17 protein-coding genes are annotated in these 17,290 nt (G+C 59.1%); 3 read left to right on the top strand and 14 right to left on the bottom strand.

What is annotated here, in order from left to right; genetic code table 11:
• Positions 1-16: 16 nt before the first annotated feature.
• The 14 genes from WD429_RS03915 to flhA all read right to left on the bottom strand — a co-directional run bounded on the left by WD429_RS03915 (position 17) and on the right by flhA (position 14,226).
• Positions 17-409, bottom strand: coding sequence for a DUF2802 domain-containing protein (locus tag WD429_RS03915; RefSeq protein WP_368420864.1), 393 nt, complete (start codon positions 407-409; stop codon positions 17-19).
• A 73-nt stretch (positions 410-482) separates the two neighbouring features.
• Complete coding sequence (locus WD429_RS03910; protein ID WP_368420863.1) at positions 483-971, bottom strand: chemotaxis protein CheW; 489 nt, start codon at positions 969-971, stop codon at positions 483-485.
• 129 nt (positions 972-1,100) lie between these two features.
• Positions 1,101-1,784, bottom strand: coding sequence for a chemotaxis protein CheW (locus WD429_RS03905; RefSeq protein WP_368420862.1), 684 nt, complete (start codon positions 1,782-1,784; stop codon positions 1,101-1,103).
• A complete protein-coding gene (locus tag WD429_RS03900; RefSeq protein ID WP_368420861.1) occupies positions 1,777-2,574 on the bottom strand; it encodes a ParA family protein in 798 nt (265 codons plus the stop codon). The genes WD429_RS03905 and WD429_RS03900 overlap by 8 nt, the downstream gene beginning before the upstream one ends.
• A 182-nt stretch (positions 2,575-2,756) precedes the next feature.
• Positions 2,757-3,539: a flagellar motor protein MotD gene (motD, locus tag WD429_RS03895; protein WP_368420860.1), complete on the bottom strand. Its 783-nt coding sequence runs from the start codon at positions 3,537-3,539 to the stop codon at positions 2,757-2,759.
• Positions 3,540-3,554: 15 nt separating this feature from the next.
• On the bottom strand, positions 3,555-4,295 hold the full coding sequence (locus WD429_RS03890) for a flagellar motor protein (RefSeq protein WP_368420859.1): 741 nt from the start codon (positions 4,293-4,295) through the stop codon (positions 3,555-3,557).
• Positions 4,295-5,455 (bottom strand): chemotaxis response regulator protein-glutamate methylesterase, encoded by a 1,161-nt coding sequence (locus WD429_RS03885; RefSeq protein WP_368420858.1) that lies wholly within the window; start codon positions 5,453-5,455, stop codon positions 4,295-4,297. Before WD429_RS03885 ends, WD429_RS03890 begins: the two co-directional genes overlap by 1 nt.
• A 36-nt stretch (positions 5,456-5,491) precedes the next feature.
• Positions 5,492-7,591 (bottom strand): chemotaxis protein CheA, encoded by a 2,100-nt coding sequence (locus WD429_RS03880; RefSeq protein ID WP_368420857.1) that lies wholly within the window; start codon positions 7,589-7,591, stop codon positions 5,492-5,494.
• Positions 7,592-7,607: 16 nt separating this feature from the next.
• On the bottom strand, positions 7,608-8,393 hold the full coding sequence (locus WD429_RS03875; protein WP_368420856.1) for a protein phosphatase CheZ: 786 nt from the start codon (positions 8,391-8,393) through the stop codon (positions 7,608-7,610).
• A gap of 21 nt (positions 8,394-8,414) precedes the next feature.
• Positions 8,415-8,798: a chemotaxis response regulator CheY gene (gene cheY, locus WD429_RS03870; protein WP_368420855.1), complete on the bottom strand. Its 384-nt coding sequence runs from the start codon at positions 8,796-8,798 to the stop codon at positions 8,415-8,417.
• A gap of 198 nt (positions 8,799-8,996) precedes the next feature.
• On the bottom strand, positions 8,997-9,740 hold the full coding sequence (locus WD429_RS03865; protein ID WP_368420854.1) for an RNA polymerase sigma factor FliA: 744 nt from the start codon (positions 9,738-9,740) through the stop codon (positions 8,997-8,999).
• Between the two features lie 30 nt (positions 9,741-9,770).
• Positions 9,771-10,583, bottom strand: coding sequence for a MinD/ParA family protein (locus tag WD429_RS03860; RefSeq protein ID WP_368420853.1), 813 nt, complete (start codon positions 10,581-10,583; stop codon positions 9,771-9,773).
• A 102-nt stretch (positions 10,584-10,685) separates the two neighbouring features.
• Positions 10,686-11,996, bottom strand: coding sequence for a flagellar biosynthesis protein FlhF (gene flhF / locus WD429_RS03855; RefSeq protein WP_368420852.1), 1,311 nt, complete (start codon positions 11,994-11,996; stop codon positions 10,686-10,688).
• Positions 11,997-12,057: 61 nt separating this feature from the next.
• On the bottom strand, positions 12,058-14,226 hold the full coding sequence (gene flhA, locus WD429_RS03850; RefSeq protein WP_368420851.1) for a flagellar biosynthesis protein FlhA: 2,169 nt from the start codon (positions 14,224-14,226) through the stop codon (positions 12,058-12,060).
• Between the two features lie 212 nt (positions 14,227-14,438).
• On the opposite strand from flhA, the gene upp reads away from it, so the two are divergent.
• The 3 genes from upp to WD429_RS03835 are packed head-to-tail and all read left to right on the top strand — an operon-like array spanning position 14,439 to position 17,171.
• Complete coding sequence (upp, locus tag WD429_RS03845) at positions 14,439-15,077, top strand: uracil phosphoribosyltransferase (RefSeq protein ID WP_368420850.1); 639 nt, start codon at positions 14,439-14,441, stop codon at positions 15,075-15,077.
• 2 nt (positions 15,078-15,079) lie between these two features.
• Positions 15,080-16,336 carry a uracil-xanthine permease family protein gene (locus WD429_RS03840; RefSeq protein ID WP_368420849.1) on the top strand — a complete coding sequence of 419 codons (1,257 nt, stop codon included), beginning with the start codon at positions 15,080-15,082 and terminating at the stop codon, positions 16,334-16,336.
• Positions 16,317-17,171 (top strand): class I SAM-dependent methyltransferase, encoded by an 855-nt coding sequence (locus WD429_RS03835; protein WP_368420848.1) that lies wholly within the window; start codon positions 16,317-16,319, stop codon positions 17,169-17,171. Before WD429_RS03840 ends, WD429_RS03835 begins: the two co-directional genes overlap by 20 nt.
• Positions 17,172-17,290 lie beyond the last annotated feature (119 nt).

The following is a 17,290-nucleotide window of genomic DNA, read 5'->3' as shown; positions in this document are numbered from 1 at the left end:
CCCCGCAGCACCGTGGTCAGGCAGCCTCTCGCTTACGGAGTGCAGACACCAGCTCGGCCTCCGGGCGTGAGATGCCACAGGTGTTCATCAGATCGTCGATATCCGCGCCCAGATCCACCAGCCGGGATGCTTCATCGTAGGAGATTCTCAGGGGATCGTTCTGACGCATTTCGTCCAACGCGCCACGAAGCTCGTGCAGCTGACGCTCGCAGGTTACCAGCCGCTGACCCACGCCCATACTGCCACTGGTCGTGGCGTGGAGTTCACGCCCAAGGGTCTCACAGCGGTTCTTCAATTGACTGCGAAGGCGGCGAACTTCACGGCGTGACAGAATGCCCTGCACCGCCATCAGGCCAAGGGTGGCCACCGTCAGTATCCAGGGGATAAGGGAAGCGTATTCTGCAAACATGATGAACGTCCTCTGCTGGGTGAACCACGGGAGCGTCCATCGTGCCGGCCTGGCCCGGATCAGCTATCCGGGGTTACAGCGAAGCGATTTCAGCCCACTCGTGATCTGATAACATCTTGTCGAACTCAACCAGAATGATCAGTTCGCCATCTTTATTGCACACGCCCTGGATAAATTTGGCACTTTCCTCATTACCCACGTTCGGCGCAGTTTCAATCTCACTGGCTTTCAGGTACACCACCTCGGCCACCGAATCCACCAGAATACCCATCACCTGGTTGGCCGACTCCATGACCACGATGCGCGTCGCATCGGTCATTTCTGAGTCCGCGAGGCCGAAACGACGGCGGGTGTCGATCACCGTTACCACATTGCCTCGCAAGTTGATGATGCCAAGCACGTAATCCGGTGCACCCGGGACCGGTGCGATTTCGGTGTATCTCAGCACTTCCTGAATCTGCATCACGTCCAGACCATAGGTCTCATCGTCCAGACGGAATGTCACGTACTGAAGCACCTGATCGTCCTGGGCCTGATGTTGTTGTCCGCTCGGGGCTGCCATAGCGTTGTGTCTCCTATTGGGCTGCCCGGCGGGCAACCTGATCGTCAAAAAATCATCGTCAGTGCCCAATACTATATTTAAGGGCACAAACCGTGCCAGCACTGCACGGTTTCATTCAGTAACCGGTGTTCAGCTGAGGTCCAGGTGGCGCTCCCGCTCCGCCCGAACCAGCAGGTCCGCCATGCTTCGAACATCCACCAGCGCACACATGTGGTTAACCACGGTACCCGCCAGCCAGGGCCGCTTGCTGCGACCTGTCCGCCAGCGCACGTCGTCTGGCTTCAGGGTAAATGACTGGGCAACGTCGTCACAGGCCAGCCCCCACTCACTGTTGTCGAGCCGGATCACAAACCGGTAATTATCCCGAGCGTCGGCCGGCACACGGTCTGCCATAATCCACTCCGCGGTATCCACCACCCGCAGGTTGTGGTCGCGATCGGCGCGAATCCCCATGTACCAGCGGGGGCTACCAGGAATCGGCTTGATGCTTTCTTCGATGCGGTGAATGGCACCTAACAGAATCAAAGGGACCGCCAGTTGCAGGCCCGCCACGGTAAAAATGAGGCACTCAAAGGGCTGATCGGACCAATCCGGCCTGGACGGCGGAGCTTCAGGCTCCGGCTGTTCAATAGCGGCCGGCCTTGGCACTGGCTTCACCTCGGGCACTGACACGACTTCGGCGGTAACCGGAGCAGCCTCTACAACCGTGTCTTCCCGCTGGGCCGTATCAGTGGCGGTGTGCAGCAGTTCGTCGAGATAGCTGGCAATCGCGCTGGCCGGATCGGCGAGCTTTGTCAAATTTTCGTCAGCCATGGGCTCGCTCCCGATCCGCGCCGGTGTGCGCCAGCAGGTCGTCCAGCAAGCGGCTGTAGGAACGCACACCATGGGTGCTGCTATCGACTGCCGATGGCACAACGCCCGCCTGGCTGGCGTCGCGGAACTTGGTATCAACCGGAACGGCAAAACGCCACAAGGTATCGGGGTAGGTTTTCCTGAGCAGATTCAGGCTCTTCACAGACGCCTGGGTACGGCGGTCAAACAGCGTCGGCACAATGGTATACGCCAGCTCGTTTTTCTGGGACCTCATGATCATCTGCAGGGTGTGCAGCATGCGCTCCAGCCCCTTGATGGCAAGAAACTCGGTCTGCACCGGAATAACCAGGTGCTGGGCGGCCGCCAGAGCGTTCACCATCAGCACACCTAAAGAGGGCGTGTTATCCAGAATCACATAATCAAAATCATCCCACAGCTGCGCCAGCGCTCTGGAGACGATCAACCCCATTCCCTCAACGCCGATCATCCGGCGCTCGAGGGTGGCCAGCGCAGTACTCGCCGGCAACAGGGAAACCCCGGCGCAGCTGGTTTCGGTGACGAGCTGCGCAGCGAGACCCTCCGGTACCTTGCCCTGGTGCTGAAACAGGTCAAACACACTGTGAGCCAGCGTGTCCGGATCGTAGCCGAACCAGCTGGTCAGCGACCCATGGGGGTCCAGATCCACCACCAACACTCGGTTTCCACGTTCGGCCAGCAGCCCGGCCAGCGCCACCACAGATGTGGTTTTTCCGACACCGCCTTTCTGATTGGCTACCGCCCAGATTCGCACGTTACGTTCTCCAGTTTCTATTTCCCGATGACCCCGTTATACCAGGCCCGGATTCTACTCAACGGTATCGGCCACAACCGGGGTAACTTGAACACAGCCCGGCAAGTCTTTGCCGTCGCGCTCATTCCGGAGGGAGTGAATACAGGAACCATGCCAATCCGCCTATACGCATCTGCCGCGGGTCAGCGCATCGCCCCGCGAATGCTGGCGTCACGGGAGATCAACAACACCACCCGGCGATTTCGCCGCCGGCCTTCTTCGGTATCGTTGCGGGCAACCGGTTGGTGTTGGCCGTAACCGATCGCGGCCAACCGCTCGGGTTCTACGCCTTCCATGGACAGCATGCGAACCACCGCAGCGGCGCGTGCCGTGGACAGCTCCCAGTTGGAGGGGAAGGCACTGGTACGAATCGGCCGGTTATCAGTAAACCCTTCCACCTTGACCGCATTGTCCCGGTCTTGGAGTACACCCGCGATTTTTTCGATGATCTCGAATCCGTCGTAGTGAGGTTCGGCGGCCCCACTGCTGAACAGCAGACTGTCAGGCAGATTCAGCTCCAGCCAGCGTTCATTGCTTTCCAGGGTGACGACGCCCTGACTGATCAGCTCGTCAAACTCCAGAGCCAGTTGGTCCGCCATGGCCCGCAACGCATCGGCCCTGCCCTGTTCGCTCATTTCGGGGTTGCTGGGTGCCTCGGTGACTTCCGGCGGGATCACCGGGTCGGACGGCGAAGACTCCCCATTCAATGGCTGGTCGCCCACCTCAATCGGCTGGAAGGAGCGCTGGGGGGCGTTGAACACTCCGGTCAGGGTTTCCGATAGTACCTTGTACTTACCCTCGTTGACGGACGACACGGAATACATCACGACGAAGAACGCGAACAGCAGAGTGATGAAGTCCGCATAGGAAATCAGCCAGCGCTCCTTGTTGTGGAGGTCGTCCTCGGGTTGCCTACGGCGCCGCATAACCCCACCCAACGGTCACTGCAGGAAGCCCCGCAACCGCAACTCAATGGATTTCGGGTTTTCGCCATCGGCAATCGCAATAATGCCGTCGATCATCATGTCTTCATAGCGCGTTCGTTCACGAACGATGCCCCGCATTTTATTGGCCACCGGAAAGAACAGCAGATTGGCCAGAGCAACCCCGTAAATGGTCGCCACGAAAGCGGTGGCAATGCCACTGCCCAGAGACTGCGGGTCTTCCAGGTTGGTCATGACCTGAATCAGGCCCATCACCGCGCCAATGATGCCGATGGTCGGCGAATACCCGCCCATGGCTTCGAACACCCGTGCCGAATCCAGGTCCCGCTGTTCACGGGATTCCAGGTCCACCTCCATGATGCCGCGGATGGTTTCAGTTTCCGCGCCGTCCACCAGCAATTGAAGGCCTTTGCGCGCAAATCGCTCTGGCTCCTTTTCCGCCAACCCCTCCAGACCAAGCAAGCCTTGCTTACGGGCCTTCACGCTCCAGTCGATCACTTTGCCGATGCCGTCTTCCAGGCTCACATAGGGTGGCAGAAACACCCATCGAACCTGGGCAAATGACCGCTTCAAAATAGGCCATGACGTTTGCAGGACAGTGGCCGCCAGGGTGCCGCCGATGACAATCAGAGCTGCGGGGCCGTTGAACAGCGAACTGACCGCACCGCCCTCAAGCAGGTTGCCGCCGAGAATCGCGGCAAACGCCAGGATGATCCCCAGCAGACTGAGAATGTCCATTACTTCACCCCTTCAGCCAGACGGGGACCAATGTCATTCAACGCCAGAACTTCATCCGTTAGCCCGGCCTTGGCGACGGCCATGGGCATACCGTAAATCACTGAGGTTTTTTCGTCCTGAGACCAGATCACCGAGCCACTCTGCTTCATCAATCGGCAGCCTTCCCGGCCATCCGCGCCCATACCGGTCAAAATCACACCAAGGGTCTTACCGGGAAAACTGCGAGCCAGCGAGCCAAACGTCACATCGACACAGGGGCGGTAGTTAAGCCTCTCGTCGCCCGGCAGAATCCGCACCCGCGCCTGGCCACTGCGATTTTCAATCATCATCTGTTTGCCGCCAGGTGCCAGCAGTGCCAGCCCGGGACGCAGTACATCGCCGTCTTCCGCCTGACGAACGTCGATCTGGCAGAGTTTGTTAAGCCGCTCGGCGAAGGCGGGGGTGAAACTGGCCGGCATGTGCTGCACCAGCACAATGGGCGCGGGAAAACCCGCCGGCAGAGAGGTCAGAACCCGCTGCAGGGCCACCGGCCCGCCGGTGGAGGTACCTATACCAACCACTGTGTAGTGCTTCGCAGGACCCCGCCGGGACGGCCGTTGTGGAGCCTCTGCCCTGGCGGCGGGTTCCGGTTGCGGAGCACGCGATGGCGCTGCAGGCCGTTCGTTGCGAACGCGTGTTTGCGGTGTTTCTGGGGGTGTCTGAGCAGGCGTGGGTGATGGCTGGGGTGATGGTTGTGGTGCCGGAGTAGCTTTTGCGCGTGGCTGACTGCTGGCCACGTCCAACACACGCTCAACCAGAATTTTTTGCAGCTGGCTGGAATCCCGGGCAATTTCCTCGAAGTTCTTGGGCAGGAAATCGACGGCCCCCGCTTCCAGCGCATCCAGCGTGACTCGGGCACCCTCATAGGTCAGCGAGGAAAACATCAGCACTGGCACCGGCTGGCGCTTCATGATTTCCCGAACCGCTGAAATGCCATCCAGAATCGGCATTTCGTAATCCATGGTGATCACATCGGGCCGCAGCTTTTCCGCCAGCTCCACACCTTCGCGACCGTTGGTGGCAACACCCACCACCTTGATCTGGCCGGATGCCGTCAGGATTTCCGTCAGGCGCTTGCGGAAGAATCCTGAATCATCAACAACCAGCACAGAAACTGTCATTCAATTCTCCTAAACCCTGGCCGCTCCATGCGTGTCTCAACCATAATGCTGGAGCAGGCTGGGAACATCGACAATGAGGGCAATGCGCCCGTCCCCGGTGATCGTCGCACCTGCCATACCCGGCGTACCCTGCAGGGCACGACCCAGGGGTTTGATCACCACTTCTTCCTGTCCAACCAACTGATCCACGACGAACCCGACCTGTCGCGTGCCCATGGCCACAATGACCACGTGCGCGTTTTCCGGTTCGGACTCAATCGGAGCGTCTTTCACCAGCCAGCGTTTGATGTGAAACAGCGGGAACACTTTGTCTCGCACGACGATGCACTCGCGACCATCCACGATGTTGGTCTTGCTCAGGTCCAGGTGGAAGATCTCGACCACGTTGACCAGCGGGAGTGCAAATGCCTGGTCACCCAGCACGATCATCAATGTCGGCATGATGGCGAGGGTCAGCGGTACCTTGATGACGATGCGCGAGCCTATGCCCAACTCGGATTCAACGCTGAGCTGGCCGTTGAGCTGGCTGATCTTGGTCTTGACCACATCCATGCCGACGCCACGGCCGGACACGTCGGAAATCTGGTCTTTGGTGGAAAAACCGGCGGCAAAGATCAGGTTGAAGCATTCTCCTTCGGTTAACCGATCCGCTGCGTCCTGATCATAGATGCCTTTCTCGACGGCCTTGCGACGAAGCACCTCAGGGTCCATACCGGCACCGTCGTCGTCGATCGACAGCAGAATGTGATCGCCTTCCTGCTCGGCGTTCAGCGTCACCGTTCCGCCTCGGGGCTTGCCTGCGTTCTCGCGCACATCCGGCGCTTCGATACCGTGATCGACCGAATTACGCACCAGGTGAACCAGCGGATCAGACAGCGCCTCGACGAGGTTTTTGTCCAGGTCGGTGTCCTCACCGTGCATCACCAGGCTGACTTCTTTCTTTAGGCTGCGAGCCAGGTCACGAACCACCCGTGGAAAGCGGCCAAAGACTTTCTTGATCGGCTGCATTCGCGTCTGCATCACGGCAGACTGGAGATCGGTGGTCACCACGTCGAGGTTGGAGACGGCCTTGTGCATATGCTCGTCTTCGCTTTCCGAACCGAGCCGCTGCAGGCGGTTTCGCACCAGCACCAGCTCGCCCACCATGTTCATGATGTCGTCCAGACGTTTGGTATCAACCCGCACGGTGGTGTCCGCCACGGGCGCGTTATCCTTCGCCGGGGCCTTGGTCTCCGCTTTCTCAGGTTTTACAACCGGGGCCGGCTTGCCGGGTTCTGGCTTGGGCTCGGGTGCAGGCTCTGCAGCCCCGGACGCCGGCTTGGCGCTCTCCTCTTGGGTCGGGCCTCCACCCTTACCGTGCAACTGGTCCAGCAGATTTTCAAACTCGTCGTCGGTGATCAGCTTATCGCCGCCTGACTGGCCTGCCGGAGCCTTGTCGTCAGTTGATGGACCTTGATCGGCTGGCGTTCCTTCATCAGCAACACCCCCGTCGAACTGGCCTTTACCGTGAAGTTGATCCAGCAGCGCTTCGAACTCATCGTCGGAAATTTCATCGCCGCCAGCACTGCCATCTTCGGCGTTGTCCTGCGCCGGTGCCTTTGCTTCAGCGGCTGGCACCGAGCTGCGTTCGTCTTCAAGGGCATCCAGCAACTGTTCAAATTCATCGTCCGTAATATCGCCCTGATCATCACTGGCAGACGGCGCAGCGGGTGTTTCCGCCGGAGCCGCCGGGGCACTGGCCGCACCCTGGGGTTCGGCCAGCGCATCCAGGGCCGCAATCAGCTCGGCCGGTGCCGGCGTCAGTTCGTCATGATTGCGCACCTGATCGAACATCGCATTGACGTTGTCGAGGGCTTCCAGCACGACGTCCATCAGCTCGGAATCCACTTTGCGTTTGTGGTTCCTCAAAATGTCGAACACGTTTTCCGCGGAGTGACAACAATTCACCAGCGCATCAAGCTGAAGGAAGCCGGCACCCCCTTTTACTGTGTGGAAACCCCGAAAAATGGCGTTGAGGAGATCACTGTCGTCCGGGTTCTGCTCCAGATCGACCAGCTGCTCGGACAATTTCTCGAGTATTTCACCTGCCTCTACCAGAAAGTCCTGCAGGATCTCTTCATCGGCATCAAACGCCATGGGTTACCCTCTTATTTCAAAAACCGAGACTGGACAAAAGATCATCAACGTCATCCTGTCCCGCGACTACATCTTCCCGTTCTTCGGCGTTCATTTGCGGGCCGACGCCCTGCTCCGCCGAGACGTCATTCGATTCAATATCGTGCACCGTGCCCGTCAGCTGATCGACATGGCTGGCCATCACCACCAGATTCAGCAGATGGTCTTCCACTTCCTTGACCAGAGTGGTGACCTTTTGAATAACCTGGCCGGTGAGATCCTGATAATCTTGCGCCAGTAGGATTTCCGACAGATTTTCATAGATGGTGTCGGCGTCCTGAGTGAGCGTGACAAAAAAGGTATCGATCCTGCCGTAAAGCTCCCGGAATTCCGCTGGCTGCATCTCACGGCGGCGCAGCCGTTGCCACTCGTCCCGCAGCGCCGCGGCTTCATCACGCATGGCGTGTGCCCGCGGCATGGCATTTTCCACCAGGTCCATGGTGCGGTTTGCCGCCTGCCCGGTCATCTGAACCACGTACTCCAACCGGTCGGAAGCGTCCGTCATCATCGACAGCGCTTCCTGCTGCTCGGCATTACGGGGGTCGACCTGAAAATTGCGAATTGCTTCGTGCAGGCTTCGGGTCAGCCGCCCCACTTCCCGGTACAGGCTCTGATCCCTGACCTCACCGAGGTCATTGATCAGGGCCATAGCCTGGCCGTAGTCGCCAGCATTGACCTGTTCCGCCAGGGCATTCGCCTGAACACGGAGCTTTTCCATCACCTCTTGATCGAGGCCCTGGGGGTTCTTTTTGCTATCGCTCATGAGAGCCCATCCGACCTCGGGTTACTGAATCCGTTCGAAGATTTTCTCAATCTTCTCCTTGAGCACCGCAGCGGTGAACGGCTTGACCACGTATCCGTTTACACCGGCCTGTGCGGCAGCGACAATCTGATCCCGCTTGGCCTCCGCAGTCACCATCAGTATCGGAAGGGTTTTCAGGCTCTCATCGGCACGGACCTCTTTGAGCAGGTCAAAGCCTGACATGCCTGGCATGTTCCAGTCGGTGACCAGAAAATCGTATTTACCGCTGCGGAGCATGGGCAACGCGGTGTTGCCATCATCAGCTTCATCGGTATTGGTAAACCCAAGATCACGCAAAAGATTCTTGATGATCCGTCGCATTGTGGAGAAGTCATCCACAATGAGAATTTTCATATTCTTGTCCAATGGGACCTCCAGTTTGTAACACCCGGAATACGTTTTATCTGACTGCCGAAGTCTCGGCAGGCCGGTGGTTTAACCGCTTATTGTGTGGTGTTTGGGCCGGTTGTAAAGCGCCGGTTACCAAACGCTACAGAGCGCCAACCTCCGCACACGTTGGCGGACTGTTGATTAATGCGTGTTGAGCCTGGCCAGGTGCCGGTTTTAAGTATCCGGTTCCCGCTTCCACCCCGACAGCCGTCCTTTCAAGCGCAGGGCCGCCTGACTGTGAATCTGGCTGACCCGACTCTCACTGACGCCCAGTACCGCCCCAATTTCTTTCAGGTTCAGCTCCTCCTGGTAATACAGGCTGAGCACCAGTTTTTCACGCTCCGGCAACTCGCCGATGGCCTCTGCCAGGCTTTTTTTAAAGGCATCCGATGTGATGCCATCCAGCGGATTATCACTGGCGTCTGTTTCTTCTATCGGCAGGTCACCGGATTCATTGAGCTCATCCAGGCTAAAAAGTCGGCCACTGTTCGCATCACTCAGGCTGGAATGGTATTCCCCCAGGCTGACATCCATCTCCTCGGCCACTTCGTGGTCCAGAGCTTCACGCCCATGGCGGTCTTCGACGGTTTTGATGGCCTGGGAAATTCGGCGGGCATTGCGGTGGACGGAACGGGGAACCCAGTCGCCCTTGCGGATCTCATCCACCATGGCACCGCGGATTCGGATACCGGCATAGGTTTCAAAGGTGGCACCCTTGGTGGTGCTGTAGCGCTGGGCTGCTTCCAGCAGGCCGATCATACCGGCCTGCATGAGATCATCGAGCTGGACCGACGCCGGCAGCCGGGCCATCAGGTGCAGCGCGATCTTCTTGACCAGCGGGGCATGTTCCGCCACGAGGCGGGATGCGCTGTTCTCACCGGTGTTTTGGTAGACTCCAAGGTTTATCGCCAATGTCATGTATCCAGCTTTTCGGTGACGGGATCAAAATCAGACTTCGACGAGCCGCTCCACAAAAAACTCAAGATGGCCGCGGGGTGATGTCGGCAAGGGCCAGCTTTCCACCTTGTCAGCCAAGGCCTTGAGGGCCAGCGAAGCCTTGGCGCGCGGGTAAGCTTCCAGTACCGCTTTCTGCCTCTGGACAGCTTTCTTGACGGCTTCGTCATAGGGCACCATTCCTACATATTGCAGTGCCACATCAAGAAATCGCTCGGTTACCCGGGTGAGTTTCTCATGGAGATGCCGGCCTTCCTGCTCGTTGCGAACCTGATTGGCCAGAATCCGGAAGCGGTTGACGCCGTAATCGCGGTTCATCAGCTTGATCAATGCATAGCAGTCGGTGATCGAGGTCGGCTCGTCACAGACCACCAGCAGAAGCTCTTGAGACGCTCGCAGAAAACTGACGACGGATTCGGAAATGCCAGCTGCGGTATCGACAATGAGCACGTCGATCTGATCGCCCAGTTCACTGAACGCGTTGATCAGGCCCGCATGCTCCATTGAACTGAGCTGGGTCATACGCTGGGTGCCAGAGGAGGCGGGAACGATCTTGATACCGCCAGGACCGTCAACCAGTACATCCCGCAGATCACACTCTCCGGACAGCACGTCCGACAGATTGCGGTTCGCTGTAATGCCCAGCAGTACATCGATGTTGGCCAGACCAAGGTCGGCGTCCAACAGCACGACACGGCGGCCTTTCTGCGCAAGGGCGATCCCGAGGTTGACCGACACGTTGCTCTTACCAACGCCGCCTTTACCGCCGGATACCGCAATCACCTGTACCGGATGTGGTTTGCTCATACTTGGTTGTTCTCTCGCCACCTTTGACCGAAGGCTTGGTTGTTATTCAACGGCGCATACTGCACGCCGGATACTCTACAATCCGGAACGGCCGGGAGTGGTTCAGGCTCCCTGTGCCGCCGCCTGCTGTTGCTGGAGTGCATTGAGCCGCTCCACGGCCAGACGAACCAGCGGCACCGCTTCGGCGTGGTGCAGATCTTCGGGAATCTTCTGGCCATCAGTATAATACGCCACCGGCAGACCCGACTCCATGACAAACCCCAGAGACTCGCCTAACGTCAGGGCTTCGTCAATTTTTGTCATCACGCAGCCCGCAAGATTTGCCATCTTATAGCAATGCCACACGGATTTCATGATACGCGGCTGGCTGGTGGCCGAAACCACCAGATGCGTCCGTATCCGGTGATGGCTCCGCGCCAGTTCGGTCAACTGCTGTTGATAGCCCTTGTCCGTACTGGTCAGCCCCGCCGTGTCGATCAGCACCAAATGACGATCAGACAGTTCGTCGAGAATGTCATCCAGGGAGTGGCTTTCGTCCACCACCCGCACCGGCACGTTCAGAATGCGACCGAACACAAACAACTGCTCGTGCGCGGCAACGCGGTAGCGGTCGGTGGTAACCAGTGCCAGGGAATCCGCGCCATGGCGCAATACGTGACGGGCCGCCAGCTTGCCAATCGTCGTGGTCTTGCCGGAGCCGGTGGGGCCAACCAGCGCATAGACTCCGCCCTGGTCCAGCCACTCCTGACGGGAGGTTTTCACACCGGTCGCCAACATTTTCAGAGACTGCTTCCAGCCATCTTCCAGCCGGCCGCCTTTGTGCCGGCGAGACAGGGAACCGGCCAGTTCGAGCCCAAGACCGAATTCCTGCAGGCGCTCGACCAACCGTTGCTGCACGGCACTGGATGCGGGTTTGGCCGGCTCCGCTTGTTGAGAGCCCATCAGGTCGCGCAACGAGCTGATTTCGGCACGCATCTGAGCCAGTTCGCCAGAATAGTGGCCCGCCTCACCCGAAGCGGTGGTTGATAACGCCACATTTTTGTCAGCATCCAGTTCTGCGACTTCGATGTCTGAGTCCTCAATCAACGACGCACCATTGGCGTATTCCGCGCCGAGACTTGCCCGTTTTTCCCGAACTTCGCGGATGCGGTCTCGGGAGCGCCCCAGTTCCTGTTCCAGGTGGCGATGTTGTTCCGCTTGCATTTCCGCCAGCCGCGAGCCATTGGTGGCTTCACGAGCCTTGTCGCCGAGCCGTTGACGCGCCATGTTTTCGTCATAGTCCAGCGCGGTCACAATTTCGACGCCACCGTCGATGCGGCGGTTGGAGAGGATGACGGCGTCCGGGCCCATCTGTTCCCGTACCTGTTTTAAGGCCTCTGCCATGCTCTGAGCAAAAAAACGTTTTACCTTCATGATGCCTCATCCTCCACCGGCAACGCTGTGCCTGCGCTGTCCGCTTTGCCTTCCGCCGTCATCACTGACCCACGGACGCCACAATGGTGATCTGTTTGTTGTCCGGAATTTCCTGGTAGGAAAGCACATGCAGCCTCTCCACCCCATAACTGGCAAACTTCGCCAGCACTGGCCTCAGCGGGCCGGACACCAGCAGAATGGCTGGTTTCCCCAGGACCTCCTGACGCTGAACACTCTCCTGCAGGGAACGCTGCAGCTTCTCTACCATGTTCGGCTCCAGTACCAGGCCAATATCCTCCTGACCGCCGGATTGTTGACTCTGTTGCATGGACTTTAGCAATAACTGTTCCAGGTCCGGATCGAGGGTGATCACCGGGATCTCCTGTTCGTTGCCACAGATGCTCTGCAAGATCATCCTCCGCAACGCCTGGCGGGCCACCGTGGTCAGCAGTTTCGGGTCCTGGCTCCTGGGGTGCACGTTAACAATCGCCTCGGCAATCGAGCGCATGTCACGGATAGGCACTTCTTCCTTGAGCAGGTTCTGCAGAACCTTCAGCAGCAGGCTGATGGAAATGGTGGTGGGCACCAGCTCCTCCGCCAACTTGGGCGACACTTTCTCAAGCTGGTCCAGCCACTTCTGGGTTTCTTCGTGGCCCAGCAGTTCGTGGGCGTGCTTCTGAAGCACCTGGTTCAGGTGGGTGGCTACCACGGTACTGGCGTCCACTACGGTGTAACCGAGGGTTTGGGCCTGGTCTTTCTTGTCCGGCTCGATCCAGCAGGCGTCCAGCCCGAACGCCGGGTCTTTGCCCTCTATGCCTTCGATCTTGCCGAAGACCTGCCCCGGGTCGATGGCGAGCTCCCGATCCGGATGGATTTCCGCCTCCGCAAGCGTGACCCCCATCAAAGTAATGCGGTACACATTCGGCATCAGATCCAGGTTGTCACGGATATGAACCGACGGCATCAGGAAGCCAAGATCCTGGGACAGCTTCTTTCGGACCCCTTTGATCCGGCTCAGCAACTGCCCACCCTGGGATTTGTCGACCAGCGGAATCAGGCGATAGCCTACCTCCAACCCGACAATATCCACGGTGGCGACGTCGTCCCAGCCCAGCTCACGGGTTTCTCCCGGTGCTGGCAATGCCTGACCCTGCTCGCCGCCGTCACTGCCCGGGGCCTGATCGCGGCCAGCGGGCCGGGCACCACCGCCACGTACCGGGAAAGCGCCCTCTTCTTCGACAGTTTGCCGGTCCCGATTCCAGATCATGTAAGCAGCGCCGGCGGCAATGCCCCCCAACCCGAGAAACGCCACGTGTGGCATCCCTGGAATCAGGCCGAGAATAATGAGAATAGTGGCGGCAATGGCCAGGGCTCTCGGGGCGCTGAACATCTGCTGGAGGATCTGCCCGCCCATATCCTGGCTGGAGGTCACCCGGGTTACCATGATTGCAGCAGACGTCGACAGCAGCAGCGAGGGAATCTGCGCCACCAGGCCGTCACCGATCGTCAGCAAGGCGTAATTCTGCATGGCGGTGCCGAAGTCCAGACTGTGCTGCAGCATACCGATGGCCACACCACCAATGATGTTGATGGCGAGGATAAGCAAGCCTGCTACCGCATCGCCTTTCACGAACTTGCTGGCACCGTCCATTGAGCCGTAGAAATCGGCTTCCTGGGCAATCTCGGAGCGCCGGTGCTTGGCCTCCTCCTGATTGACCAGGCCGGCGTTGAGGTCGGCGTCTATGGCCATCTGCTTGCCGGGCATGGCATCCAGGGTAAAGCGGGCACTGACTTCGGACACCCGGCCCGCGCCTTTGGTCACCACCAGAAAGTTAATGATCATCAGGATGGCAAACACCACCAGACCCACCGCGTAATTGCCGCCGATCAGAACTGCGCCAAAGGACTCAATGACCTTACCGGCGGCATCGCCGCCCTCGTGACCGTTCAACAGCACAATGCGGGTAGAGGCGACGTTCAGCGCCAGACGCAACAGGGTGGCCACCAGCAGCACTGTCGGAAAGGAGGCAAACTCCATCGGCCGCATGGCGTACACGCACACCAGCAGAATCACGATGGATAAGGTGATATTGAAGGTAAAGAACACGTCCAGCATGAAGGCCGGCATGGGCAAAATCATCATCCCCAGCAACCCCATCAACATAATGGGTATGCCCAGGTTTCCCCGCGTCAGGGATTTGACGTTATTCAGGACTAAAGCTCTGTCCATGCCAGGAAACTCTCCGCTTGGTCTTGCCTGCCGGCCTTGAATGGGTCGGAATTATGACGCCGAAGCGTCGTTTGCAGGGCTATCCGCAAGATCCATACCAGCCCTCGCGGGATTTCACTTTTCAGTGCCTGACTGGAACTTTCAGATACGGTATCCTTGCGCCATTTACTGCGACACTGCCGATACACGACACACAGACAAAGGTGACCGCCATGCCAATCCACGAGGTTAAACACCCCCTGATCCGCCATAAACTCGGCCTGATGCGCCGCGCGGACATCAGCACCAAAAATTTTCGTGAACTGGCACAGGAAGTCGGTGCCCTGCTGACCTACGAAGCAACGAAAGATTTTTCGTTGCAGGAAAAAACCATTGAAGGCTGGGCCGGCCCCGTACAGATCGAGCAGATCCAGGGCAAGAAAGTGACCATCGTGCCGATCCTTCGCGCCGGCATGGGCATGCTCGACGGCGTGCTGAGCCTGATCCCGGGGGCGCGTGTCAGCGTCGTGGGCCAGATCCGCAATGAAGAAACCCTGGAAGCCAGCACCTATCTTGAAAAACTGGTGGGCGAACTGGATCAGCGCCTGGCCATGATCATCGACCCGATGCTCGCCACCGGCGGTTCGCTGATTTCCACGATCGACCTGCTCAAGAAAGCCGGCAGCACCGATATCCGCGCGCTGATTCTGGTGGCGGCACCCGAAGGCGTGCAGAAAGTGCTCGAAGCTCACCCGGATGTGTCTATCTATACGGCCTCAATTGACGAGCGCCTGAACGAAAAAGGCTATATCCTTCCCGGACTTGGTGACGCCGGTGACAAAATTTTCGGCACCAAGCAGAAGGACGTCTGAACATGCAGGACCACGCTAACGACCCGACCTGGAAACAGGCTCTTGCCGGCTCGCAAATGCTACTGGTGGCTTTTGGTGCCCTGGTGCTGATGCCGCTGATCACCGGCCTTGATCCCAACGTCGCGCTGTTTACCGCCGGTCTCGGCACGCTGATTTTTCACATCGTTACCGGCGGCCAGATCCCGATTTTTCTGGCCTCGTCCTTCGCCTTCATAGCGCCGGTTATCGCGGCCAAAGGCCGCTTCGGCCTGGAAGAAACCCTCGGTGGCCTGATGGCCGCGGGCATTCTCTACATCCTTCTCAGTGGTGCCGTGAAACTCCGGGGCACCGGTTTCATTACCCGGCTTTTGCCACCCGTGGTGATCGGCCCGGTGATCATGGTGATCGGCCTGGGACTGGCCCCGGTGGCGGTTCACATGGCTTCTGGCCGCACCGGTGACGGCGCGGCCGAACTGGTGCCCTACGACACCGCCATCTGGATTGCGATGATCTCCCTGGTGGTGACAGTCATCATGTCGGTCTGGGCAAAAGGCATTTTCCGACTGATCCCCATCATGTTCGGGGTGATCGTCGGTTATATCCTGTCGGCGTTCGCCGGCATCGTGGACCTTACTCCGGTTCGCGAAGCGCCCTGGTTCGCCGTTCCCAATTTTGTGGCACCAGAGTTCAGTTGGGGTGCCATTCTGTTCATGATCCCGGTGGCCATTGCTCCGGCCATTGAGCACATTGGTGACGTCCTTGCCATCGGCACCGTGACCCGCAAGAACTACCTGGAGAAACCCGGCCTGCACCGCACCCTGCTGGGTGACGGCCTGGCCACCAGCGCTGCGTCCATGCTGGGCGGGCCACCGAACACCACCTATTCGGAGGTCACCGGTGCCGTGGTGCTGACCCGCAATTTCAACCCCAAAGTGATGTGGTGGGCGGCGGTTATCGCCATTGTGCTGGCGTTCGTTGGCAAGTTCGGCGCGGTACTGCAGACCATCCCGGTTCCGGTCATGGGCGGCATTCTCTGCCTGCTGTTCGGCTCCATTGCGGTGGTGGGCCTGAACACCCTGATCCGCCACCAGGTGGACCTGTCTCAGGCCCGTAACCTGGTCATCGTAGCCATTACCCTGGTGTTCGGCATCGGTGGCATGGCCATCGGCCAGTTCGAGGGAATTGCCCTGTGCGCCGTTTTGGCGATTGCCCTTAACCTGATACTGCCAGGCACACGGGAAGCCTGGGGAAAGGCCATCTATGAGCAAAAAGCCGACTGACAGTTCCGGCATCAGTTTTACAGCCCTGTACACCGGTGCCGTCTGGCACCGGCACGGGCTGTCTGATGATGCCCTCGCCACCGAACAGGGCCGCTGGCTCTACCACCTGATGAGCCCGTTCGAAACTGCCAGCAAGGCAGCGATTGGCGGCAACATCCGCACGTTCCTGCTTCAGCGCCACCGGATCATCGACCATTTAATTGCTGAGGCTGTCGTTAAAAACGGCGTCGACCAGGTGCTGGAAATTGCCTGCGGCCTGTCTCCAAGGGGCATTCGGCTAAGAGAGAAACACCCTCACCTGAAAATGGTCGAAGCCGACCTGCCGGACATGGCCACCCGCAAAGCAGCCAGACTGCTGGCCACAGGCCGGCTCGGCGAGAACCATCAGGTGACCCCGATGGACATTCTGGCCGACTCCGGCAACCACGCCCTGGAGGCCGTCATCGCCCGCACCTTCGATAACACCAAACCCATCGTGGTGGTCACCGAAGGTCTGGCCAGCTACTTCTCTCTGGACGTCATCACCGAGTTCTGGCAACGCCTGGCCAGGGCCCTGGCCAACCGCCCTGGCTCCGTGTATCTCTCCGAAAGCTACCTGATGCCCCGGCAACCGCTGCTCCGACACTCCCTGAAAACCCTCGGCGGCCTGCTGGGCACCATGACCCGCAGCCAGGTCAGTTTCCACTTTGAAGATGACCAGCAGGCCCAGGACCATTTCCAGGCCTGCGGGTTTCCTTCCGTTCGCGTCTACAACCCTTCCGAGTTCTACGGCCTGTTGCCGATACCCGAAAGCCGCCACGATCCGATGGTGCGGGTGGTTAGTGCTCGGGTCTGATTTGGGCTTTTTTGCGGAGTAGCCTGCTGGCTTTGGTGAAGGGCCTTTGTTGGTGGTCCTGCCAAAAAACCGCTACGAGCACATCCATGTGCGCTTCTCTCCGGCCATCCATGGCCTCC

It is taken from the genome of Marinobacter sp., assembly GCF_040904845.1.
GTDB lineage: Bacteria > Pseudomonadota > Gammaproteobacteria > Pseudomonadales > Oleiphilaceae > Marinobacter.
Note: the sequence above shows the minus strand (reverse complement) of the source record. Positions and strands in the feature narration are given on the sequence as shown.

What these genes read in the sequence shown, in the direction of transcription:
- upp (WP_368420850.1), top strand. Translation starts at nt 14,439, where the DNA reads ATGCCAATCCACGAGGTTAAACACCCCCTGATCCGCCATAAACTCGGC.
- WD429_RS03840 (WP_368420849.1), top strand. Translation starts at nt 15,080, where the DNA reads ATGCAGGACCACGCTAACGACCCGACCTGGAAACAGGCTCTTGCCGGC.
- flhF (WP_368420852.1), bottom strand. Translation starts at nt 11,996, where the DNA reads ATGAAGGTAAAACGTTTTTTTGCTCAGAGCATGGCAGAGGCCTTAAAA.
- WD429_RS03915 (WP_368420864.1), bottom strand. Translation starts at nt 409, where the DNA reads ATGTTTGCAGAATACGCTTCCCTTATCCCCTGGATACTGACGGTGGCC.
- motD (WP_368420860.1), bottom strand. Translation starts at nt 3,539, where the DNA reads ATGCGGCGCCGTAGGCAACCCGAGGACGACCTCCACAACAAGGAGCGC.
- WD429_RS03890 (WP_368420859.1), bottom strand. Translation starts at nt 4,295, where the DNA reads ATGGACATTCTCAGTCTGCTGGGGATCATCCTGGCGTTTGCCGCGATT.
- WD429_RS03910 (WP_368420863.1), bottom strand. Translation starts at nt 971, where the DNA reads ATGGCAGCCCCGAGCGGACAACAACATCAGGCCCAGGACGATCAGGTG.
- WD429_RS03905 (WP_368420862.1), bottom strand. Translation starts at nt 1,784, where the DNA reads ATGGCTGACGAAAATTTGACAAAGCTCGCCGATCCGGCCAGCGCGATT.
- WD429_RS03875 (WP_368420856.1), bottom strand. Translation starts at nt 8,393, where the DNA reads ATGAGCGATAGCAAAAAGAACCCCCAGGGCCTCGATCAAGAGGTGATG.
- WD429_RS03880 (WP_368420857.1), bottom strand. Translation starts at nt 7,591, where the DNA reads ATGGCGTTTGATGCCGATGAAGAGATCCTGCAGGACTTTCTGGTAGAG.
- WD429_RS03885 (WP_368420858.1), bottom strand. Translation starts at nt 5,455, where the DNA reads ATGACAGTTTCTGTGCTGGTTGTTGATGATTCAGGATTCTTCCGCAAG.
- flhA (WP_368420851.1), bottom strand. Translation starts at nt 14,226, where the DNA reads ATGGACAGAGCTTTAGTCCTGAATAACGTCAAATCCCTGACGCGGGGA.
- WD429_RS03860 (WP_368420853.1), bottom strand. Translation starts at nt 10,583, where the DNA reads ATGAGCAAACCACATCCGGTACAGGTGATTGCGGTATCCGGCGGTAAA.
- WD429_RS03835 (WP_368420848.1), top strand. Translation starts at nt 16,317, where the DNA reads ATGAGCAAAAAGCCGACTGACAGTTCCGGCATCAGTTTTACAGCCCTG.
- WD429_RS03865 (WP_368420854.1), bottom strand. Translation starts at nt 9,740, where the DNA reads ATGACATTGGCGATAAACCTTGGAGTCTACCAAAACACCGGTGAGAAC.